The 22744-nt window shown below is 61.2% G+C and carries 16 protein-coding genes; 3 read left to right on the top strand and 13 right to left on the bottom strand.

Features of this window, described 5'->3' with window-relative positions:
* Positions 1 to 39: 39 nt before the first annotated feature.
* From ACZ9BC_RS21050 to ACZ9BC_RS21085, 8 genes are all read right to left on the bottom strand, one after another.
* On the bottom strand, positions 40 to 420 hold the full coding sequence (locus ACZ9BC_RS21050) for an ATP-binding domain-containing protein (RefSeq protein WP_476247641.1): 381 nt from the start codon (positions 418 to 420) through the stop codon (positions 40 to 42).
* Complete coding sequence (locus ACZ9BC_RS21055) at positions 408 to 1727, bottom strand: nuclease-related domain-containing protein (protein WP_476247642.1); 1320 nt, start codon at positions 1725 to 1727, stop codon at positions 408 to 410. The genes ACZ9BC_RS21050 and ACZ9BC_RS21055 overlap by 13 nt, the downstream gene beginning before the upstream one ends.
* Positions 1728 to 1835: 108 nt before the next feature.
* Positions 1836 to 2399: a hypothetical protein gene (locus tag ACZ9BC_RS21060; protein WP_476247643.1), complete on the bottom strand. Its 564-nt coding sequence runs from the start codon at positions 2397 to 2399 to the stop codon at positions 1836 to 1838.
* A gap of 311 nt (positions 2400 to 2710) precedes the next feature.
* Complete coding sequence (locus tag ACZ9BC_RS21065) at positions 2711 to 3610, bottom strand: RNase H family protein (protein WP_476247644.1); 900 nt, start codon at positions 3608 to 3610, stop codon at positions 2711 to 2713.
* A 93-nt stretch (positions 3611 to 3703) separates the two neighbouring features.
* Complete coding sequence (locus ACZ9BC_RS21070) at positions 3704 to 5182, bottom strand: TY-Chap domain-containing protein (RefSeq protein ID WP_476247645.1); 1479 nt, start codon at positions 5180 to 5182, stop codon at positions 3704 to 3706.
* Positions 5183 to 5242: 60 nt separating this feature from the next.
* A complete protein-coding gene (locus ACZ9BC_RS21075) occupies positions 5243 to 6742 on the bottom strand; it encodes a TY-Chap domain-containing protein (RefSeq protein WP_476247646.1) in 1500 nt (499 codons plus the stop codon).
* Between the two features lie 69 nt (positions 6743 to 6811).
* Entirely contained in the window at positions 6812 to 9361 is a 2550-nt protein-coding gene (locus ACZ9BC_RS21080) for an ADP-ribosylglycohydrolase family protein (protein ID WP_476247647.1), read from the bottom strand.
* Entirely contained in the window at positions 9358 to 10323 is a 966-nt protein-coding gene (locus ACZ9BC_RS21085; RefSeq protein WP_476247648.1) for an ARPP-1 family domain-containing protein, read from the bottom strand. Before ACZ9BC_RS21085 ends, ACZ9BC_RS21080 begins: the two co-directional genes overlap by 4 nt.
* A 93-nt stretch (positions 10324 to 10416) precedes the next feature.
* On the opposite strand from ACZ9BC_RS21085, the gene ACZ9BC_RS21090 reads away from it, so the two are divergent.
* Positions 10417 to 11082, top strand: a complete 666-nt coding sequence (locus ACZ9BC_RS21090) for an NUDIX domain-containing protein (RefSeq protein WP_476247649.1) — start codon at positions 10417 to 10419, stop codon at positions 11080 to 11082.
* 250 nt (positions 11083 to 11332) lie between these two features.
* Positions 11333 to 13033 carry a TY-Chap2 family putative peptide chaperone gene (locus ACZ9BC_RS21095; protein WP_476247650.1) on the top strand — a complete coding sequence of 567 codons (1701 nt, stop codon included), beginning with the start codon at positions 11333 to 11335 and terminating at the stop codon, positions 13031 to 13033.
* 23 nt (positions 13034 to 13056) lie between these two features.
* Here the strand turns inward: ACZ9BC_RS21095 and ACZ9BC_RS21100 are convergent, their stop codons facing one another.
* Genes ACZ9BC_RS21100 through ACZ9BC_RS21110 form a run of 3 tightly spaced genes read right to left on the bottom strand, consistent with a single transcriptional unit; the run spans position 13057 to position 16929 of the window.
* Positions 13057 to 13620 (bottom strand): GIY-YIG nuclease family protein, encoded by a 564-nt coding sequence (locus tag ACZ9BC_RS21100; RefSeq protein WP_476247651.1) that lies wholly within the window; start codon positions 13618 to 13620, stop codon positions 13057 to 13059.
* Between the two features lie 34 nt (positions 13621 to 13654).
* Positions 13655 to 14749 carry a 5-methylcytosine restriction system specificity protein McrC gene (locus ACZ9BC_RS21105; protein ID WP_476247652.1) on the bottom strand — a complete coding sequence of 365 codons (1095 nt, stop codon included), beginning with the start codon at positions 14747 to 14749 and terminating at the stop codon, positions 13655 to 13657.
* Between the two features lie 2 nt (positions 14750 to 14751).
* Entirely contained in the window at positions 14752 to 16929 is a 2178-nt protein-coding gene (locus ACZ9BC_RS21110; protein WP_476247653.1) for an McrB family protein, read from the bottom strand.
* Between the two features lie 176 nt (positions 16930 to 17105).
* On the opposite strand from ACZ9BC_RS21110, the gene ACZ9BC_RS21115 reads away from it, so the two are divergent.
* A complete protein-coding gene (locus ACZ9BC_RS21115) occupies positions 17106 to 20225 on the top strand; it encodes a DEAD/DEAH box helicase (protein ID WP_476247657.1) in 3120 nt (1039 codons plus the stop codon).
* A gap of 39 nt (positions 20226 to 20264) precedes the next feature.
* On the opposite strand, the gene ACZ9BC_RS21120 is transcribed toward ACZ9BC_RS21115, so the two are convergent.
* Together ACZ9BC_RS21120 and ACZ9BC_RS21125 are read right to left on the bottom strand one after the other, a co-directional pair.
* Positions 20265 to 22172: an AAA family ATPase gene (locus ACZ9BC_RS21120; protein ID WP_476247654.1), complete on the bottom strand. Its 1908-nt coding sequence runs from the start codon at positions 22170 to 22172 to the stop codon at positions 20265 to 20267.
* Between the two features lie 4 nt (positions 22173 to 22176).
* On the bottom strand, positions 22177 to 22632 hold the full coding sequence (locus ACZ9BC_RS21125; RefSeq protein ID WP_476247655.1) for a hypothetical protein: 456 nt from the start codon (positions 22630 to 22632) through the stop codon (positions 22177 to 22179).
* Between the last annotated feature and the right edge of the window lie 112 nt (positions 22633 to 22744).

Here is a 22744-nt window from a genome sequence, read left to right on the forward strand (position 1 = left end):
AGTATGGCAAGGCACTGACAATTCCGGTGAGCAGCACCACTATCCGTCTTCCAGCGCCGGCTCCCACGCCTGGCTGCGCGACAGCGCGAGCTTGAGTTCGCGGCCGCCTGCCTCCTCCAGCAGCCCGGAATCACCTACAACCACCAGCAGGCTCCGGGCCCGCGACAACCCGACGTACAGCTGTTCCCGGGCCCTGCCCATGTCCTTGAATCCGTTGACGCAGAGGACAACAACGGACCGTTCCAATCCCTTGAAGCCCAGCACATGGCCGTAGAACTCACCCTCGTTGGCGTGGAAGTCCCGCCAGTACTCCTCCGTGTCACCACGCTTGAAGTAGTCCAAATGGATGGGGTGGCGGTCCTTGGTGGCGAGGAGTGCGATCTGGTTGTTCGCCCAGCCTTCCTCGATCAGCGCGTCCACACAGTCGTCGGCGACCTGGAGTGCCTCCTCAGTCGGGCAGTCGACAAATCGTACGGGCAGGCCTGTGCTGCCCCGCGGCCTAAAAATTCGCCGGCGAAGGGCTTGAACGTCTCGGCGATCTTGCGGGTGTTGCGGAGGTTGTCGTCAATGTGGATGGGCACGAAAGTGGCCATCGGACCATTGGCGAGGTCTGCCGTCGCGCCTCCCCAGCGTTGGTAGACGTCCTGCCGGTCATCCATAAAGGCGTACACCTCGCCCGCGTCCGGGTCGCTGGTGCATGCGAGGAGCGCGTCCCACCACAGGGGTGCAAAGTCCTGCGCTTCATCGACGATCACAGCATCGAGCCGTTCGTGTGCCTCCATTCCCGCTGCCAGTTCCTTCAGGAGGCGGGGCATCTCGACGTCGAAATAGTCCTGCCCATGCCCGTCGGGAACTCCCAGCCCGCGCACGTATTCGTGGAACTCGCCCGTGAACACCGGTTTGGCCTGGCGCCGCCATGTTTCGACGCGGTCCTGAAGGTATTGCCCCAGGCCCTTGTTGTAGCAGAAAAGACCTACCCGTTTGCCCTCTTTGCTGAGCATGCGGGCCTTTTCGACGGCGAGCCACGTCTTTCCGCTGCCCGCGCCGCCGGTGAAGCGGATGCGGGGGAGTGAGCGGGTGGCCTGGAGCAGCACGGACTGGCGCTCGGTGAGGTGGTCCTGCGCTGCTTCATCCTCCTGCGAGGTGGTGGAAGGTACGACGGCGGTGTCCAGGTTTCCGCCCAGCTTGTGGACGATGCGTTCCAGGAAAGCCGGGGCAAGAGGGGCGGCGCCGCCGCCTTCGTTTTCAATGGCCTGGCGGACGAGTTCGGCCGGGGACTTGTTGTCGGTTTGGTCAAGGATGAGTGACCGCGGGGAGCCGGCCATGGTCCAGTCGCTCGCCACTTCGGTATACGGCAGGCTGACCATGTAGACGAAGCGGCTGCTTACGCGGGAACCCAGCTCGTTTTCGAGCCAGTTCTTGAGTGCGTGCAAGGAACTTTGGGACTGCGCCACAGGGCTTTGGATCTTGCGCTTCTGGCTGCGGTCAGACTGGTACCACTGCCCGTCATTGATGCTCACCTGGCCGCCTTTGACATCGATGGCGGCCATGCCGACGTTGGGCCAGAGGACCAGCAGGTCAATTTCGTATTCGTTCCGGCCGTCGCGGACGTGGACCGAGTGGGCCAGGACGCAGTCATCGGGGAGGCTGTTCCTGAGAGCTGTCCAGACGGCCTTTTCCGCATGGTGTCCTTCGCCGAACTCCGGTTCCTCCAGAATGCACCTCATTGCCGCCCCCACATTGATGAACCGGCTCCCCGGTTTTGCGCTGATCCAACGTTAGCCGGAGGCAGCCGGTTCAGGGTGGCGACACGAACAGAGCAAACTTCCCCGATATCAGGAGCGTGATCGGACCGTCTCTTTGAAGGCCGGAAGACCAAACTGGGCCCGGATATCAGCCAGGTCGCGCGTATTCCGTTCTATCTGCGCCATCTGGTCTTTTTCAATAAACCAGGAAAGGATGCGACTCGCGATCACAAGGCCTACCAGCAGTAGGAAAGCCCAGCCGGCGGCGATGATGAAGTCCGGCATGGTCAGGAATGCATTTTTCAGTGCAATGGCGTCATTCAGGCTTCCGGTCAGGCTGCCCAGGATGTCATTCAAAGTATCGGTGATTGGCTGAAAGATCGGTCCGGCAGAGAGCTGGGGACTCTCAAGTGTTGGATCTTTCCCGACAGACCAGCGCGGATCAGTGAGGTGGGCAAGAATATAGAACACCACGGCCAGATTGGCAGCAGCGAATGACATAGTTGCCGCAAGCAAAGCATTGACGGCCCTCGCTGTTATTTTCAGTAGAGAAGACACCGGGCGCCCAACGGCAAAGAATCCGCCGATAATAATGGCAGCGAGCCATACAAGAGTTTTGAATGTATCGACGCTGAAAGCGCTCAGCATTTCCATGGCACGTTCCATCTTCCTAATGCAGTGTAAGAACTGTGGCCGTTGGCCGCAGAGTTTGGATCCGCCCTGAAGGGGCCGATTCAATATGATTAAGTTGGGCGGACGGAGCTTTCTAAGAGGCGTCCGATGGTTCTGCTCAAGTTTGGGGCTTCCACGGGGACGCGGCCAAACCGTAGGGCGCGGAGGATCTCTGCTTTGGCTTTCCGCCGTGGGGCTCCGGCCTCATGGAGATGTCGAGGAGCGAGGACCAATCGCCGCCCATTGCAGAACATGGACGGAGTGGGCCAGGACGACTTCGTCCTGGGGGCTGTTTACGCAGCCAAGCCCAAATTTCGCTGTTCGACAACGCCTGCGGCCATTCGCAAGGTCTCGTGTGCCGGAAGCTCGGCTTCCTTGTGCCTTCGGGACATCACCGCCAGCCGGTCAGCGAGAACGTTCAGTTCATGATCGGCGTGGCCTTTGACCCACTGGAATTGAACGTCGGCAAATGCGGCCAGGACTTGGATCCGTTGAATCTCCTCGCGGCACGCTGCGGTTGATTGTCCGGGCTGGAGGCGGTTGTCGTTGAGCATCCTCACGGCTGTGAGGTTGTCGGAGGAAACGGTGACGGCGCAGCGTCCGTCCAATACGCCGGTGTAGGCGTTCTTGGCAGCACCGAGAGCCAGCCGGATCGCTCGAAGCTCGCTTTCCAGGATGCTTCCGCCGCCCACGGCCTTCAGGCCGGGGCGAAGCGGCAGGCCTTTTCCGAAATCCAATACCCAGCCGTGCCCTGCCCAAGGGGTGCGATGTCCGATGGAGGCGTCTGTGGCGATCTCCAGCCGGCAGAACAGTGCATCAAGCCTCTCGGCCACGGCTTTTTCTGTCACCACGACTCCTGCAGCGGGCGGGTAGGAAAGATCAACAGGAAGCCCAAGCCCCAGCAACTGTTCGCGCGCAGTATCCACAACGGAAAAGACGGGCTCGTTCCCGCCCGCAGACAGTTCCGAAACGGCGCGAGCGGCCTCCGCGTAGGCTTTGCCCCAATGCGCCCCTGCGGCGGCCTCGGTGATCCAGCCCGACCGCACCCCGAGAACGGCAGATTCGACCGTTCGTGCCACGGCCCACAGGATGAGGCCCCGTCGGGGCACGATCAGCACTGTGAGTCCGGAACGCTTTGCAACAGCTTCAGCGGCCGAAAGGACTCGGCGTGACGGCGGAGTAGGGACTGGCATGTGGGCCTCCTTGCAGCAGATCAACGGTTGCTGGGAAGGCTATAGGCGGCCACTGACATTCGTAGCGGTGTACTTCCCCGGCGATGCCGAATGTCAGCTCGCGCGCCGCAGGTTCCGGACTATTCCGCCAGGCTCGAAGTCAAGGATGACGCCGCCCTCTGGCCCCGGACCGCCAGGAAAATCACCGCTGTGCCAGCGGACCTTCTGCGGATCATGGCAGAACCTGCCGCGCGCCAGGCCCTCCAGTAGCTGGTGCCCGGCTTCAAGGGGCGGAACGCCCTGTTTGTGCCAGTTCGGGACTTCCTCGTCAGGGGCGCACCAGCCGTTTCTCAGGAGGTAGTCGGTCTCGATTGGCCACTCGTCTGCGGGTAGAAACTCTTCCGAGACGATCTCGCACCAGACGCCATCCGCGCTCGGGTTTGCCTGGGCGTATGGTCGGCGTGGCCCGTCGGACTCGTCACCGTAATCGATGCTCAGGAATGAGTTCCATGGCATATGGGCCAGCACGTCACTGACCCGCTCGCCCGCACGGGCCCAGTCGTATTCCTCATCGCTCTGGGTCCGGCACATCGCCACGAGCCCGGCGAACTCCTCCACGCCGACCTCCGGAGGCATTACCGCGCCGATCACCGACTCCCAGGCTCCGAAGAATCGCCTGATTTCGATCACCGAGGGATGATCGCGTCCCGCTGCTGCTTCAGCCGTCACCCAACTGTCATAGCTCGCCACATCCTTCGGGGACCCGAAGTCGTGATAGGCCTTCCTGAAAGAGCGGGCCGCCTTGTCATAATCCGCAGAAGCGAACCGCGCGCGGGTGGAAGGGATCGACAGTCCCGCGCGTTCGAGTGCACTTGACCAGAATCCGCCTCCCAGCCGACGACGTAGGACAGGCGCCGGAACTAGCCATTCGGGTCCGTGGTTGTCCGGCTCCTGTGAGGCTGCGACGATACGCGCGTAGTCCTCGTACGAAATTCCGGCAGTGTCTCCCGTCCTTATCGCCTCGGCGGTGGTTTCCGCAATGGCGATAATTTCGGCTACTTGACCTTGGAGGAGCTGCCCAACATGAAGTTCCCGAAATGCAGTCACACCGGGCATCGGGATCTTTCCAAGCGCGAATGGGTAGTCGGGCTTTATGCCCCGATGGCAGCCCGTGATGTACAGCAGACTCAAGGTATCGGTCGGCAGAGGGGGCTCCGCCTCCTGCCCACGCGAGATCCTGAGAAACAACTCCGGGCTTTTCAGAAGATCCGCGGCTATGTCTACGTCGACTGTTGACCCGAATGCGACCAGTACTTTGGGTATGTCCGAGCCATGGACGCCCGCTTCCACAAGTTGCCAGATGCGCTCATCGTCCCGGCGGAGAATTTGAACAGTCTCGGAACAGCGGGTCCGCAGCGATTTGGAACGCTGTTCCTCGCCGCGGTCGGCGATCCGCGTGCTAAGAGCGTTCAGAGCGTCCCAGCTTTGGGTGTTTGCGTCTTCGGTAATCGCATGCAACGGGTCTCCTGCGAGAAATGAGTTGCAGATGGCGCTCAGTTCGGCATCGGTTGAAGCGCTTGTATATGGTGTCATGCTGTGATCCCCCGCGTTAGGACTGCCAATTGTGGTGTTGTTTCGCTGGCTGACGGGCAGTTAGGACGCATTACGCAGTGTTTGTATCGCTCCGGCGAGGGTGTCCTCCACGGTTACACCACGGTCCGGCCCGGTTCCTTTAAAGTCCGGCCGCGTGCTCCATCTGAGCTGCCAGGGATCCTGACACAACCGTCCGAACCTCAGGCCGTTGAGAATCTGATGCCCTGCATCGTGAATCGGGACAGACTCCTTGCACCACTCTGGAACCACTGCATCCGGCGCGAGCCAGCCCTGTAATTCCATGTAGTCGGCATCGGCTGGCCAAACATGGGAGGGCAAAGTCTCTTCGGATACTATTTCGCACCAAACACCGCCAGGCCCGCGCGTGGCCTGAGCATACGGTCCAAGGGTCCCGGCCGCTTGGTCGCCGTATTGAATCTGAAGCGACTTGTTCTGGCCAATTCTTCCAAGGAGCTCACAAATGTACTCGCCGGCACGGACCCACGCCGCTTCATGAGCGGCATCCGCGTACTCAAACAGTGCGCCGTCAGGAAATTCAGCAGGAGGATCGGGGATTCGCTGGTGTTCGTTCAGACCCGGGACAGTCTCGAGTGCCTCCAGCCAGCCGCCGTGATGGGTCATCATTTCCACTGCCGAAGGCCGGTCACGGCCGCGAAATGCCTGCACCATGACCCAGCGGTCATAGTTTTCGAGAGTCAACGGATAATGAAATCTGGAACATTCTTCGGCGTAATCGCGGAGCGCCCGGTGGAAGCCGCGGTCGCCAAAACGGTCAGTGGCAGTACGTAGCGTCAAACCCACCGTGCCCAGCGCTCGTTCCCACCATCCATCACCGAGGCGCCGCACCAGCGTTCGCGCAGGGGCAGGCCAGAGGTCATCGATATCAGCCACATAGCCTCTGAGACTCTGACAAAGGAGCTCAGCAGTGGCGGTATATTCCGCAACGGACAAGGTGGTGACAACCCGGGCACGGATGGCCAGCTTTGTGGTCTCAACGACCGCCAGGACCTCGGCGAAGCGTCTCGGCGGACAGTCTGCCGTGGCCAGTAGCCGCAGTTGGGCGGCTTCATCCGATGGGACGTGACCCAGCGCCAGCTGATAATCGGGCTCGATCCCGTGATGTTTTCCAATGACGTACAACATGCTCAGCTTGTCGGTCAGGCGTGGTCTCTCAGGTGCGGGCATATCTGTGCAGATGCGCGGATCGACAGGCCCTGAATACTGAAGCAACTCGGCCATTATTTCCGAATCGATTGCAGCCCCTGTTGTTAGGGCGGAGAGGACCGTCGGAATATCCGCCAAAGTCATTCCGGACTGGGCCAAGCGCCAGATAAGGTGCGCTTGTTCATCGAGATTTGACCTCGTCGCAGCCGTCCTCGCACGGATACTGCGCATCCTGGCGAGCTCGTCATCATCACCGATGAGTTCACTGGTCAGGCGGGAGCAGATGTTTTCCGCCACCACAGCATGCTTGGCTGCAATCACCCGCAGTGGATCACCTTTGCGGTAGTCCGCAACCAAGGCTTTCACGTCCGTCATGTTGGCAGTTGCCCTTCTGATGCCGGCCGTGGTCGGCTGCCCTGCCATTGCATCCCCCAAGTCCGGCACCTACTCCTGCGCCGAACGGACTGCGTCCGCCCACGTGCCGTAGATGTTGCGCACTGACGCCCCGGACGGCCGTTCGTGACCGGCAGCGATCTCCTGCTTGACCCAAGCGTCGTACCCGGAAAAGGTGGCCTTCGTTGCCGCCGCCGACGCGTGGACGCAAAAGTCCCGCACGGCAGCGTCATAGTCTTCGCGGGTGAACTTCAGCAGGCCCTTGGGCCGGCCTTGTGTGGTGGTGCCGATTCCCATTGCTTCGAGTGCTTCATTCCAGCCTCCGAAGCGCTTCATCACTGTCTGCCTGGTGGGCGGCCACGGGAACGCTCCCTGTCGGGACACAAGACCCAGAGCCACCACGAGCTCTTCACGGAGCTCCTGGTAGCGTGCGCCGGTGATACTCGCCAACGGGTTTTCCGCGACAAGCTTCTGGGCGGCACCAATCACGCCCAGGATGGTCGCCACGTCGTCGGCCGACGCTTCGGCGGATTCCAGGGCTGCCCGCAGCTCGTTCATGAGGGACAGGTCCAGGTTGACTGCTGCCCACTCACGGTCAGGGGAAAGGTTGCGGTCCGAGCCGAGCAGGAACCAGATGCCGGCAGCCAGCGCCTCCCTGGAAAAGATGTCATCTATCTGCGCTTTGGAGAAGAGAATGGCCGACCCTCTCAGTGCATCCTCGGCCAGGTCGACGTCGATTGCCGGGTAGAGTGCCTGCAGCTTCAGCACAGCATCGGGCCGAGTTACGCCGCGCCTTGCCATCTGACGGGCAAGCTCACCGTACTCAGTTAGAAACGCGTCATGGTTGGCCTGCACAGCCGCTTCCCGAGCCGCGATCCGGTTCTTGCGGGATTCCTCGGCGTTGGTTCCGCCGACCTTAGCGATGATCTGCCGGACGCGCTCGCGGGTGATGCTGAAGCTCTGGCCGATGGCTTCGAGCGTCTCACCGTCGGCGTAGCGCTCAACCATGGCAGCGTCGCGCTGCTCCCGGCTGAGTTCAGGGGTTGTTGTCATGGTCATATTCCTATCAGCAGGCCCGGACATTATTCGCCAACGCTGGTCGTGCCCTGGCCGGAGACTGATTTTGGCTTGGTCTCGACATCTCCCAACACCTGCATGAACACGCGCCCCGGGCAGGACGCGCTGCACGTCCGCCAGTGCCTTCAAGGGAGAAATCCCGGCAACACGAGCGCCGTACAGAGCAGCAACAGTAGGCGTCCTTGACTCCGCCCGGACACAGTGCAGCAGCACGGTCTTGCCCTCCGCCCGGTAGCGCTCGACTGCGGCTGCCGCCTCATGCAGGACAAAGGCGGTGTGTGCGTTATCGCCCTCAACAGCGGAGTCAACCACCCAAAAAGTGGCGTGGTCCTCCGGCGCGACGCCCGGCACATCCAACGTGCCCAGCCGGCAAAGCGACACCACGGCGTCGATCCCCAACTCAGCCACGCGCTCAAGTGAGCCGACCCCACCGAGCCGCACACCGTCGTCGTGCGGGTGCCGGACCAGCGCGTCGGTGCGGCTCCACATGCTGTAGTCGTGCCGGTCGGCCCGCGGCCAGGACAGTTGCCGCCGGCCCTCGCCGCGGCCCAGCTCCATGCCCAGGACCATCAGGTCACGCGCCCGCATGCCTGGCCAGCCGTGCAGCCGCTGCCGCCACTCGAAAGGCACGGCCGTGTAACCATATGCAGCTCCCAGCAGGCCGCCGGCGATGGCGGCGACAGTGTCGGTGTCGCGGCCGCCGCGTACCGCCTCCTCCAAGGCAACCCGAAGATGGGCCGGACCGGCAGCCGAAAGGCCGGCGAAACGAATGGCGCTCCATGCCCCTTGGAACGCCTCAACCACCCAGCCGTTGCGGGTGAAGTCGCGGGGCCGGGACCGCTCGGCCGTCTCGATCCGCTGCAGCCACAGGGAAGCCCGTTCGGCGGACAGCAGCGGCAGCCCTGCCCGGACATTGAGCTGTCCCGTGAGAACTGCATGACGGATGGCCACGCACCACAAGCCACAAGCTTCCTGTGCGTCAGGACCGGCATGGGTCAGGGCGCTGAGCTGATCCGCGGCAGCCATCAGTTCAGAGGGCTCCCGGTCCAGGTATGCAAGCGCGAGGGGGGCAGTGCGCATCAGCGAACCGTTTCCGGCGCTGCGTCCGGTCCGGGCATGGAAGTCAGCGGCCGCGGCAGTGAAGTCAGCGGCCTCAACCTCGCGGCCAGCAGCGGCAGCCAGCCTCCGTGCAGCAGCGATGACGGCACTCGTCTGCGCCCCAACGTCTTTCGCTTCAGCCGCCCAAGCGGTCCATGCCCGGACCACCATGGTAAGGGCGGCAGGGGAGCAGGCGCTGCCGTCGGACACCTGCTCGAGCAGCGCCTCGGCGATCGGGATGGTCATGGAGGTGTCGTCGGTCCACTCGCCCGGCGCAAATCCGAACGGGCCGCCGCCCTTCATGGTGACGTCGGCGCCGTCCGGCAGCGGTGCGCCGAACTCGTAGCCTGCTCCGAGGGCGTCGCCGGCGGCCAGGGCAACGAGGACGCCCGCCGCGCGGTCATTCTGCAAGGAGTTCAGTTTCATGCCATCTCCATCAGGGGGTGTTGCGTGTTCCAGCCGGTCAGGTGGGCCAGCTGTGGGCGGCGCTGGGGGAGTGCGACGGCGATGCCGGCGGCGGTGACTGCTCCGGCGGCGCGGGAGACGTTCCGGCTCCGGAGGGAACCGTGGTTCCGAACCTCCACAGCGGCGGCGCCGCCGTCGAACGTTCCGAAGTCCATCGCCTGGACGCGGGCAGCGAAGTCGCGGGCGAGCTGGCCGGGCATCGGACCGGAACCCAGCGCCTCGGGCGGCAGGAGCTCAAGGTCCAAAAGCGCCGACTCGACCAGCTGCCGATAGTGGCGGCGGAAGAGCGTGTGGGTGCCGAAGACCTCCAGGAGCAGCGGCTGCCGGCCCAGGCCGATCACCACGCCCCGCTGGCCCTCCAGGGGAGCGGGCGCGTCCGTGGCGCTGAACCGGTTCCGTTCCTCCTTGTCGTCTTTGAACCAGTCCATGTGCTGGAGGAGGGAGCTGGTGGCGGAGGCGCCGCGGGCGGCGTCGAAGCGGCGGACCCGTTCCCAGATGCGGTCCTGCCGGTTTCCTCCCCGTTGCCCGTTCAGGCCGTTGGCCAGCTCTGACCATACGTTCAGCGGAGCGCGGCGTGCCTGCCGCCGGTGGCTGTTCTCTCCGGTTTCCCAGCGGCCGGCCTCGACGCAGAAGGTGTCGATGTCGCGGGTTTCGCCCGGGCCCAGGACGACGTCGCGGCCACAGGTCCGGTGCTGCTGCCCGCCTTCGAGCAGCTCGCCTTCCAGCAGCAGCGCCGGGTGCGGGCCGTTGTTGGTGACGGTGAGGCGGGACACCTGGGCGCCGCTGGCGAGTTCGGTGACGGCGACGTCTGCGTGGGTGCCGGTGCTGATGCCGAGGCTTCCCGGCGCGGCGGTCCAGACGGGGAAGATGCTGAGCGGGCCGAGGCTGCTGCCGGCGCCGACGTGAAGCTGCGGGACTTTCATGATGACCTCCAGTTGATTTATCGCATTTCTGCGCTAATTGGTTTCAGTATGCACCTGTTGCTTCTTTAGCGCAAGACTGCGATAAATGAAGCTGTGAAAGATTCCAAGAACACCCAAGGTCCGACCCTGCTCGATTACCCGCGGCCGTCGGTGGCGGTGGATACCGCGGTGCTGACCGTCGCGGACGGGAGTGTGTGCGTGCTGCTGGTGCGCCGCGCGGAGGACCACCAGCACGGAAAGTGGGCCCTGCCGGGAACGTTCCTGCGCGAGCGCGAGACCCTGGCCGACGCGGTGCTGCGGTGCCTGCGGGAGAAAGCGGGGATCTCCGGGCGGGTGCCGCGACAGCTGCAGGTGTTTGACGAGCCGGGCAGGGATGACCGCGGCTGGGTGCTGTCAGTGGCGCACGTGGACGTGGTGCCGCTGGCTGCTCTGGCGGGGGCGTTGAAGTCCGACGGCGTACGGCTGGCTTCCGTGAGCGGGGAACCGGAGCTGATCGCCGGGCTGCCTTACGGGCACGCGGACATCGTGGGCAAGGCGGTGGAGTGGCTGCGTCGCGCCTATGCCGAGGTGCCGGATCCAGGGGCGCTGCTAAATGAGCCGTTCACTTTGAAGGAACTGCGGGAGCTGCACGAGGTGGTGGCAGGTGCCCCGTTGATGCGCGACACGTTCCGGCGGTTCATGGAGCCGAAGCTTGCCGGGACGGGGCTGATGTCTGACGGGACGAGGGGAAGGCCTTCGCGGTTGTGGCGGCGGAGCTAGCCGAGTCGGACTTTGTTCTTGTCGAACCTCGCGGATGCCTGTGCCTCAGGCACTAGTGGAATATGGTCAAGCTATGCCCATTAGAGCCTGGACGCCGGTCCAATCAGTAGATGACGATCTTCTAACTCTGGAGTCAGCTGCGCTGCTGAGCTTGTTGGCGAAATACGGGACTGACGATCTTTCAGCCATTTGCGGGAGGTGGCATCGGTTAGAGGCTGACCTGAACGGAAGTAGGCGGGACCCGGCACGGGTGACCAGCGCCGCCCTCACCCTCAAGGGTCTCCTGGAAACGACCGGGCTGGTGCTTCCCAATACGCTAGAGAAAGCCTGGGGGGCGTTGCCTGACGCAGTGTTCGACGAAATGGCGGCGATCGTTAGAGGACCGATTGGGCACGAGAACGGTCCGCGGGCCGCGATCGCATTGCTGAACTTTCTGTCCGAAGAACCTTTCACTAGTAGACAGCTTGCTATGGGTCACATGGAGAGCGGGCTGGTCCTAAAAGCCTGGGAGCACATCCATCAGTTTGCTGTTGTGCTGCAATCCAACTTGAAGCAAAGCATAGGTCCGAGGCTTGCTAAACCACTAGACGACGACTGGATGGCTCACGACAAGGACTTGCTAGGCGACTACACCCCGTGGACGGTAGGCATCGGGCCCATGTTCCAGACCCTGGCGGGCTGGGATTCAACGTGGCTAATGGCCAAGGGGATGATGCAATCCGAACTTTGGAGCTCGATAAGTTACTGGGCGCCCCTTCCACATTTGGCTCTTGGGCCTCTAGGTTGGTCGGATCCGGCCATTGGCGTAGCGCGCTGGATCCTCATGGGCATGCCGACCGAAACGCCTGAGCTCTTGATCCTGTCTCGGGTGTGGGGTGCGGATGCCTTGATGTATTTCGCCCACCCTCAAATGGATTGGGTACCGCAAACCCATGAACATCAGCTTAAAATGTCAGGCGGGGCGATAAGCCGTCTCTACGAATCTCGGGAAAGCCGGAAGGTATTCTCCAGCTGCGGCGGGCTGCACATGCAAACTCACCTGGAGTGGCAGCTGTGCACAGGCTTCAATGAGGTCGTCGGAGAGGCACATGTCTACGGCCGCGAGGTGAATCCTAATAGTAGGTTCGTACTTGAACTGGAAAAGATGGCTGGATGGCACACTCAGCTGCATGCCGCGGGCGATAAATTGGCAGCCGAGTTTCCGAACCTTGAACTTGAGGTGACGGTCATTGCTCCACCCGTTGGGTCTTTGGGTACTTACAAGAGGTCTCGGGCCACGGGGGTCTGGTACTCCGGCTCGCACGAAGCGCATTTACTGGGACATAGTAATCTGAACGGTCCGCTCCGAAGGCTTCCTTCGAGTGTCGGGTTGGGCGCTACCCGTCCCGCTTTGAACAGGAGCCCCTTCACCGGCCACACGAGGGCCATCGCTTTTTGGTTGGCTAGTGAAATGGCGCGTCGTCATCCTCACTATGCACTTAACGGCAAGAATTCTGAAAGTCTGACGCTATTGAGTAGCGCCGGGCCGACGATCCAGATCTTGGGGAGTGGAGCTTTCAGTGTGGACGGGAATGAGCTTGCGGGCGCCTCAGAAGTCTTCGGAACGGAGGACAAGCGAGGGCTAGTGAACAAGCTAGAAGAGATGATCGGGTTGCCTCGGAGAAGGCACGCGGCACCCACGACCGAACGCACTCTGATATATCGAACTATGGCCCATATCGCGGCGCTTCTGATCAGTGACAAAGGTACCTGGAACTTTATCGCCGTAGACTCAAAAGGTCCTGCTGACGCTTGGCAGCTGAACCGTGACGGCGAACCTGTCGCCCTTCTGTTGCCTGACGGATACGTGCGCATCGCCGACAGAACCATCAATCTTCTTGAGCGCTACCACTTTCACGGACGCCGAATGGCCTCCATGGTTGGAGAGGTCTTCGGGGCTGTGCTCCCTTAGAATCCATCAGTGCCGGTTGTGGCTTAGCGGACCGCAGAACGAAACGCAGTTCGCTTCGCCTTGACGTACGAATAAGAAGGGTGCCCGGAGTTTCCATCGAGGTTGAGCGGGGGCATTAGTCTTTGAATGACTGCAGCCTCCACAGACTCGGGTTGACCGTGGACCAACCAGCTGACAGTCAGATGTTTGGCCATGAAGGAGCTCAGTTGTGCCTCGAATTCAGGCGCGAGTGCGGGACGCCCACTGACCATTGTTGCGTTCCATCCGTTCTGGTCCGCCAGCACAGCGGCCAACGAGAGCCGCTGGGTGGAACGGCGGCTGGTGCCTCCTATGTGGGTGGTGAGCCGCTTGCGAAGGTCACTGGTCGGCTTTGATGCAATACCCACATAAAGAAGCTGCAGATCTGGCCGTGTTGGATGAGCTTGGCCAGACAGCCCTGGAATGGAGCCAGGTGTCATCCACCAGCTGTAAAGACCTTTCTGCCGGGGCACTAGGTTCGGGGAGGCAAGGATCTGTTCAATGCCGAAGGCCTCGGCGGAGACCAGTGCGTCGGCAACTACTGTCGAATCGTTCGGTTCTGAGATCATTCGTTGTTTTTCCCCTTTTGATTCCCGCTCAATATCAGACAGATATGGCTTCTAGTAGTTGCTGACGGATGTCGACGGCTGATTTTCCTAAATCAACGGTCCGCACAGAGAAGCGATGACCTCCGGACTGGAAACTCTCCCGGACGCATTGACCAACAGACGGGTACACCAGCATGCCTTCCGCCGACAGCGAGACAGGGTCGTTTGCGGTTTCCTGCGACCGGACATAAGTGTAGATCTGATAAAGGTGGCTGCTCTTGAAGGTCTCTCCGCCGAATTGGCCTACAGCTAGCGCCGACGTGAATTTCGTGTCGATGAATATGCGCCGGTTCGCCGAGAAGTTTTCAAGTGAAATGTCTGTTTGCATCTTAGGAATCAATGCACCGGCGCCGGGGGTTTCGTTGTTGGAGTTCCATGAGATGAACTGTCCGGTCCTGGTCCGCCAGCCAGATTCGCTGGCCGTGGCCCGGTAAAAACCTCCCACGGCTCGTTCGAACAGGCACCGGAACTCGTGGTCAGTGAGGCTTGATCGTCGAAGCCTTCCGGTTCCTTCATCGCTTGGCAGTATGAGTTGCAGGGCCAGGCGAGCCGCGAGCAGTACCGCCCTGTCCTGCACATCGTTGCGTGAGAATCGAACTGTCGTGTCGCGGACAGTTGATCGTGTATCGGTGCCCCTGACGCCGAGATCAGACAACCGCCTAGCATCAGCCCGGCAGCGATGGCTCAGCGATTTAGAGACGACCAAGGGGGCCAAAAACGTCAAAGCGGCCTGAACCAGCCGATTTCTGGGAGTGTCGACGGTCAATTCCTCGTAGCGGCACGCCACTTGCCCCCGGCTCAGCAGCTGATGCGATTCTGTTCGCAGGACGTCAATTCGGCCGCGGACTCGCCGGAGGTCCCTTTCAGTAGGAGCAAATCCCGGTGTTAGTGGCTTCTTCAGGCGGTCCGCTACGCTCGCGACAAGTATCTCGCCTAGTAGGTCTGGTAGCCGCTCCGGGTACTCTTCAATGCCGCTTAGCGATGGGCTTCCAGTCTTATAGAAATCGGATGCATACAGAAGAAGCAGCCAGAGGTTTCTGACGGGAATACGGGTTTTTCCGGAAACAACCATTAAAGCATCCGGACCCATTTCTAATTCAGTCCCTCGACGAGCTTTGCCACTTCTGCCTCCGATGACGAGGGATCTTCAAACCAATACTCCTTGAGCGTCGGAGCAATTTCTGTTGTTACTACGGCTCGGAACCAACTCACGTAGGAATCCACACGCTCCTCTGCCGGTGGCGTCACGAAGCTGTGGCCGAGCATAAACTCTGCCCCCAGCGTCGAGTCGTCCCGGATGGATGCGTTCAAAGCGTCAAAGCGGTGGCGGACGGTCTCGAGGTGAGCCACTTCAACGTTGTGTTTGGCTTTCATCCACTGCAACCAGCTGTCGTTCAAGGCAGGTGCGAGCGAAACGAAGCCAAATCGGCGACGGAACGCCAGATCCATGATGGCAAGGGAACGGTCTGCGAGATTCATCGTGCCAATGATGTAGAGATTGCTGGGGACATGGATCGTCTCGTCAGATGAACGCGGATAGGCAAGATGGAGAGCTTCCCGGGGCGAGCGCTTCCCGGCCTCGATGAGCGTAAGCAGCTCGCCGAAAACCTGGACGGGGTTTCCGCGGTTGATTTCTTCTATGAGAACGACGTGAGGCACCTCGGGAGCTGCGTTTGCGCGCTCAACCATCTCAAGGAAAGGCCCGTTCACCAAGGTCAACTTGCCGTCAGAGCCGGGACGCCACCCTCGTACGAAGTCTTCGTACGACATGTTCGGATGGAACTGCACGGCCCGGATAGCCGACTTCAGGTCTTTACTGCCTATCAATGCGTATGCCAGTCGCCGCGCCAGCCAGGTCTTGCCCGTGCCGGGAGGGCCCTGGAGGATGATGTTCTTCTTCGACCGCCAACGCGCCAGGATGTCTGTCAGCTCCGTTTCAGACACGAAGCAACCGTCGAGGACAATGTCGGAGACCGAATATGGCTTTGTTGGGGACGCCGGTGCCAACTCCACCGGATTTTTGTCCGCCTCGTCACTCGGATCGGTCCGCCCGGCCGGGTCCAGGAATGCGGTCCACGAGAGCTCCGGGAAGGAATGCACCGGATATTCAGGATCATCGAACTTGGTTACCAGAGTGTCCAATATGTCCAGGTACCGGCTGCCGTCCGCCTGGAACAAGTTGCCGTCCAACATCAGTGCAGTCTTTAGGTAACTTCGCGATTGACCGTCGAGTGGCAAGAAGTTCCAAGGGCGGATCCAAAACAGGCCCATACTCAGTTTTCCGCCGACACCACGAATACTGCGGGCACGGTCATAAGCTTCGGCAAACCTGATTCGCGCCTGATCCTCGGAGGAGCTGGCCAGGGAGAGCGCTGCCTCAAAGGCGTCCCACAGCGCATCGATGTCGCCGGGCGCCCTTTCAGGCTTGTAGGAAAAGAACCACGAGTTCTGGTTGTTCAACAGTGGTATTGCATCGAAAGCAGTAGGCGGAGGCGTCGACACGCCCAAGGCTTTGGCCCAGTCTCCGGCCAAAGCCGTACGTTTCGCATGGGTAATTCCGCGATTGAAGGACCCGAAGACAGTGAACGGGCAGATATCCTCAAGCGGCATGGAAACGCCGTTCTCATCCTTGTCCGTCAGGTAGTTAAGATTCTCGTGACGCGTCTGTAGGTTCTGGAGAGCTGCCAGGAGCTCGCCTCGACGATCCTTGTACGAAAGCAAGGCAGTTGCCAGCTCTTCGTAAAACGGCGTCCACTGGAAATCCTCTTCGGGACTCGGGTCCTCATCGCCAAACCGTTTGGACCAGGCTGCATCGTTGCGGAACCTGCTGATGTCCTGCTGCTCATTGTTAAATGCGAAGCTGACGAGTGCTTCGCTCATCCAGCTCCCGGCGGCCACCTTCCAAATGGTTGCCCGTCCCGTGTAGAAGTACCATTCGCGGGGCTGCTCCAGCGGGTTCCAGTCAACGTCGACTCTGCGGCCATCGCCGTGGTTACGTGTGACACGTCCTGTTGCCTTGATGGCCATGGTTGAGACGAGGTGGCCGCGAGTGTCGAAAGGGACGCCGTGCTTCCGCACGTAGCTCGCCTTTATCGCGATGCGGTCGCCGGGCCGCATGGATTTTACGACGTCGAGGTGACGGTCCTCAAAGCCGTTCTCCCAGACTCCTTCGGCCACGAACCGGGCGGTTTGGTCCTGGGGGTCCCGATCCGAGAAAAACGCTCCGACGAACCAGTTCTGTTTCGGGGTATTTACCTCTTCTAACAACATGCCTCGAGAACTCCTGTGTTCATGTAACGGCCCGATCCGGCCAAGGATCATTAGACCACCACCCAGTGCAATCCTGAGTGCATGACGCTTGAATGGTCTTCCGCATCGATTACGGTTTTGCACGCTAACCTGGCGCAGTGACTAATTCCATTGGGGGAGTGGCAGCGGCGGGTCAGCTGCCCGAAGGCTTGTACGAACTATTGAATACGGACGTACTTGGCCAGCAATTGGGCCGCAATGCAGAACTTCAGCCCATGTTCGCGGACGTGGAAGACGAAGACGTCCCTGATATCCTCTCCCGTCATATCGCCGACGCCGTACGCCAGTCCCTAGCAGCAGCCAAGCCGGCTGACAGGGTCACCCTTGCAAACCGACTCCTCCAGGAGCTGCAGCACGGCGACCCCATCTCAGACGGCCCCACCCAGCTCCGCTCGTTACACCGCCCAGACACCCTTAAGCGCCGCCAGCTCCGCCGGCCTACAACAAGGCTTAGCGACTCAGCTCTGCTTACCAACAGCAAAGACGACCTCAACCTGGCGGCAGAACTACGCGCGGAAATCGAATCAGCCGACGCGGTCGACCTCCTCTGCGCCTTCGTCCGCTGGAGCGGCCTTAGACTCCTCGAGCCGGCACTCGAACAGCTCAGAGATCGGGGCGTGAAACTCCGCGTCATTACCACCACTTACATGGGCGCTACTGAACGCCGGGCCATCGACGAACTTGTCAACCGGTACGAAGCCGAGGTCAAGATCAGCTACGAAACCCACTCCACCCGGCTCCACGCGAAGGCGTGGATGTTCCGCCGCAACTCAGGCTTCCACACCGCCTACGTGGGCAGTTCGAACCTGAGCAGCGCGGCCCTCCTCGACGGACTGGAATGGAACGTCCGGCTCAGTTCGGTAGCCACGCCCGCGCTCCTGCAGAAATTCGAGGTTACGTTCGACAGCTACTGGGAGCAGCGGACCTTTCAGCCCTACGATCCGGAAAGGGACGGGGACAAGCTGGACGCGGCCCTGGCCCGTAATGGCGGGAGGGCCACCGGCGCGCCGGAGACAAACACCGGCTTGGAAGTCCAGCCCTTCCTCCACCAAATTGAGATGCTTGAAGATCTCGAGGCGGAGCGGGCAAAAGGCCACCACAGCAACCTGCTCGTCGCTGCCACGGGCACGGGCAAGACGGTCATCGCGGCCCTGGACTACAAGCGGCTTAGTGAAGCCGCCGGCCGGGACCTCAATCTGCTGTTCGTTGCCCATCGACAGGAAATCCTGAAGCAATCGCTACAGACTTACCGACGGGTGCTGCAGAAAGGCTCCTTCGGCGAATTGTTCGTCGGGGAACACAAACCGAAGGACTGGCAGCACGTCTTTGCCAGCGTCCAGTCCCTGGCCTCACTCGGACTGGACAAGATCGCGCCGGACGACTTCGACGTCGTTGTCATCGACGAGTTCCACCACGCCGAAGCACCCACCTACCGCAGGATCATCGACCACCTGCGCCCCCAGGAGCTCCTCGGCCTGACTGCTACTCCCGAACGCGGTGACGGCGTCGACGTCGCTAAGCAGTTCTTTGACGGCCGCCGGGCCAGCGAGCTGCGCCTCTGGGACGCGCTGGACGCGGATCTCCTGGTGCCGTTCCATTACTTCGGCGTTTCCGACGACGTCGACCTGAGCCGCCTGGAGTGGAAGCGCGGCAGTTACGACGTCGCTCAGCTGGACGCCCTCTATACCGGCAATGAGGCGCGTGCCGGCAAGGTGATCCGCGAGCTCCGCGACAAGGTCACCAGCGCAGCAGAGATGCGGGCCATCGGCTTCTGCGTCTCAGTACAGCATGCGCTCTACATGGCAGAGGTCTTCAACCGTGCTGGGATCCCATCCGTCGCCGTCTCCGGAAAGACCGACGACGGCGAACGCGCCCTCGCGCTGCAACAGCTGCGGGACAGGACCATCAACTGCATCTTCGCTGTCGACCTTTTCAACGAGGGCCTCGACCTGCCTGAAGTGGACACGATTCTGCTGCTCCGGCCTACCCAGAGCGCCACTATTTTCCTGCAGCAGCTGGGCCGCGGTTTGCGGCGAGCAAAAGATAAGTCCGTGCTGACGGTCCTGGACTTCATCGGCCAGCAGCGCCGTGAGTTCCGCTTTGATCTGCGCTACCGGGCTCTGACCGGGTACGGCCGCAAGGAGCTGGAGAAGGCTGTCGAGGACGAGTTCCCGTACCTGCCGTCCGGCTCCCAGATCGTACTCGACCGGGTGGCGCAGAAGGTGGTCCTGGACAACATCAAGGCACAGCTGCGGTTCAACCGGGCACAGCTGGTCCGGGACATTGCCTCGTACGCCGAGACCGAGCTGGAAGCCTATCTGGAGCGGTCGGGGAACGAGGTGAAGACGATCTACCGGTCCACCAGGGATTCGTGGACCGGCTACCTCCGCCAGGCAGGGCTCATCGAAGGGTACTCGCCCCTGGAGACCGTGCTTCGTGGGAAAATTGAGGAGCTGTCGGACGCGGAGGAAAAGAAGCTGCTGGGCCGCATGGCCGCGCTGATTCACGTGGACGATCCGGAACGCGCGGCTGCCTATTCCATGCTGGTTGCTCCACACGCACCTCGCTACGCAAATCTTGGCATGCGCGAGCAAGCTTTCGCGCGAATGCTTTTTTACACACTTTGGGATGACGGCGGCGGGTTTACAACGTACGACGGCGGACTGGACCATCTGCGCGGCTACCAGTTTGTGTGCCGCGAGATTCGCCAGGTCGTGAAGCTGGGGTCGGCGGCATCAAAGCATGCGGCTAAGAGCCTCGGTGCAGGGCTGCAGCATGTCCCGCTGCTCTCGCATGCTACCTACCGGCGCGAGGAGGTTCTCGCGGCGCTTCAGTACGGCTCGCTGGAACAGGGCAAGAACGTGCAGCACCGCGAGGGCGTTGCATGGTGTCCGGCAACGTCGACCGACGCTTTCTTTGTCACCCTCAACAAGGACGACAAGAAGCACTCCGCGACCACGATGTACAAGGACTACGCGATCAGCCCGGAGCTGTTCCATTGGGAATCGCAGAATGCAACGTCGCCGACGAGCCCGACGGGACGCCGCTATCTTGACAGGGCTTCGCATGGATCGCGGGTCCTGATCTTCACGAGGGCCACAGCCGACGACGAGACTGGGCTGACCGTTCCGTACACGTGCTTGGGGCAGGTGGACTACGCCCAACACGCGGGCGAGAAGCCGATTGCAATCACGTGGAAGTTGCACCGGCCCATGCCGGCAGATTTATTCGCTACTGCTGCGGCCGTGGCGCAGTGACGTTCTGGTAGCGGGAGGCCGTCGCATTCATACAAGTCATTAGAGCCCTCCATGGGCGAAGGGATTCTCCAGCCCTATTCGTTGGGCTTCTCGCGCGAGAGCTGTGGGAAGGGGACGACTGTGGACTACAACGAGCTCCAAGTTGGCCCTCGTGAGGGACGTATACAACCTTCCATCCGATCCGGAGTTAGCGCGGAAAGCAGACGGCTCGACGACTACCACTGCGTCAAACTCGAGGCCGCGGGCCTCTTCGGGAGTGAGGAATGAGTATCTGTGAAGATCTTTGTCCGCCCAGGTCCATCTATCTTCTGCGGACCATCCTGAAAGTCGGGCTTCCTGCAGCACCTTGGCAACATGAGGGGTGATGACCGCCACTGTGCCGTCTGGGTGGTCAGAAGCCAGCCTGTGGCATTGCTCGATAGCGATGGACTCGACGGTCCGCCCGATTGCCATGGCATCGATGATTCTCGGTGGAATGCCTCTACCGAGGGGAGAAGCCCTTCGGAGGCCAGCGGATTTTGGAAGTAGTGCCGCTGCGAAGTCAGCGATCGACTGAGAGGTGCGGTAGCCGTCATTGATCACGCGTTCATCCCATAGCGTGGCAGAGATACGGGCAGTAATGTCTGACCAAGACTTCACCTGCATCGAATGACGTTGCTGCATGTCGCCTACTAGGGTCCAGGTGCCGACGTTCATCTCCTCTAGCAGGCGCCATTCGAAAAGGCTGAGGTCCTGTGCCTCGTCCACGATGACGTGCTCAAAGACGTCCCCGGGCTCGAGAAGTATGCGCATGTAGGCGAGGAGCGGCCACATCAGCGGGTCCTTGCGGGCACCTCTAAACGTCGAGGGAAGCCCGCCGGCCCAGTCCATGACCTCCGAGGAGCTACCATCCAAGTGCAGCCGCGTGACGAACTCCTCGTAAAAGCGCGCAACCGCGTCCAGTCCTTTAGCGTCGCTCCTGCGCGATGCAAGCGCGGCAGTTCTGACGAGGGCGTCAGCTCCTTCTGGAATCCGAGCGGCATCTACTGGACGAGGACGCACGGCTTCGGGTTCGAACCCCAGAACTTCAAGGATCAAGCCGTGGACAGAGCCGACGAGGACCTTTCTCCCTCCCGTTCCGACATCGCCGATGGCAGTTGAAACGTGCGCCTCCCACGCGGGCGTCGGCCCAAGGAGCAGAATGGACCCTAAGGCCTCCTTACGATCCTCGTGCACAAGCCAAGCAGCGCGGTGGGTAGCAATGATGGTCTTTCCCGTCCCGGCGTGGCCTTGGACTACGAGCGACTTGTCTGCGGCGTACGTAACCAGGTCGTACTGTTCCGGTTGAAGCGTCGCCAGAACTGATGAGAGCCCCAACGAGCGGGGAGCGGCCAGCGTTTCGCGAAGAAGGTCTTCCATGGTGGTCGGTGGTGCGTCGGCCGTTGGCAACGCCGCTGGCTTCGGAGCAGGACTTGTCGGCCCTGTGGGAGCGGATTTTGATCCAACTTTGGCTTTCACGCCCGCCAGCCACTTCGAGCCTCCTGACGACCGCGGGGTAGGTGGCTTCTCTTCAGACCGATTCTGTGGGAAGGCTGGACCGTTAGGGCGGCAGACCCAGACGTCGGCATAATTTGTCAGCTTCCGTACCTTCTGGATAAACCGACGCTGGACTCGAACTTCCTTCGACTGCCATGTCTTCAAATTTTTGAAAAAGATTTCGGCGGCTGGCGCCGTCCAACTGATGACGTAGAGGTCGCCCTGATCGATATGCATAGGCCCGATGTAGTAGTTCTCTACTTGGCCCGGTTTGTTGCCTTCTATTGAAATGCGGCCGGTGAGGGGGCTAAAGTCGGTTCGCTTACGCTCGCGAGCTCCGACGACTCGAGGCTTTAGATGCTTCTCTACCTGTTCGAGGTAGAGGTCGTTCATGGAGTTCTCGAACGCGAGGACCTGCTTTTTGTTGTCCAACTCCTCAGATCACTTCCAGCTGCAAAAGTGCAAGATTTTCCATATCGAGACTCGAATGAGCGCTCTGACTGATGCGCGCCAGAGCATCATTGCGTCGCTCCCGGGCTCGCCGCAGTTGGCCTTCGAACATAGGGATCGTTTGAGCGGTGGCCTGAATCAATCGCTCGCGAATGGACTTCTGGTGATTTTTGAATACCTCTTCGGCCCGGACTCTTCGTTCGAGGATGAGTGCATCGTTTTCCGCCTGCCGGCGTTCTTGCTCTGCATGACGCCGCACTTCAAGATCGGTTAGCAGTTGCTCGCAGTAGAGGTCAGCGTTCGGATGAAGGGTCGCGGTGGATGATCCCTTCAACGTACCTCCGGCCACACTGGTCATAAGGAGGGCTCCGGCTTCGGCGCTGGCGCTTTCACCGGTCTCCAAATTAACAGCCTCCACCCATAGCTCGCTGGTCGGGCGCAAGCCGGACCACCCTGCCGCGGCTAGGGCGTGTCTCCTAAATGGGCGGTGTTCGGTTGATTAACTGGGCTGGTGTCGCGTTTCCAGATTTTTACCGATGAGCAGTGGGCCCGTG

The sequence above is a fragment of the Pseudarthrobacter sp. TE3704 genome (genome assembly GCF_056279405.1).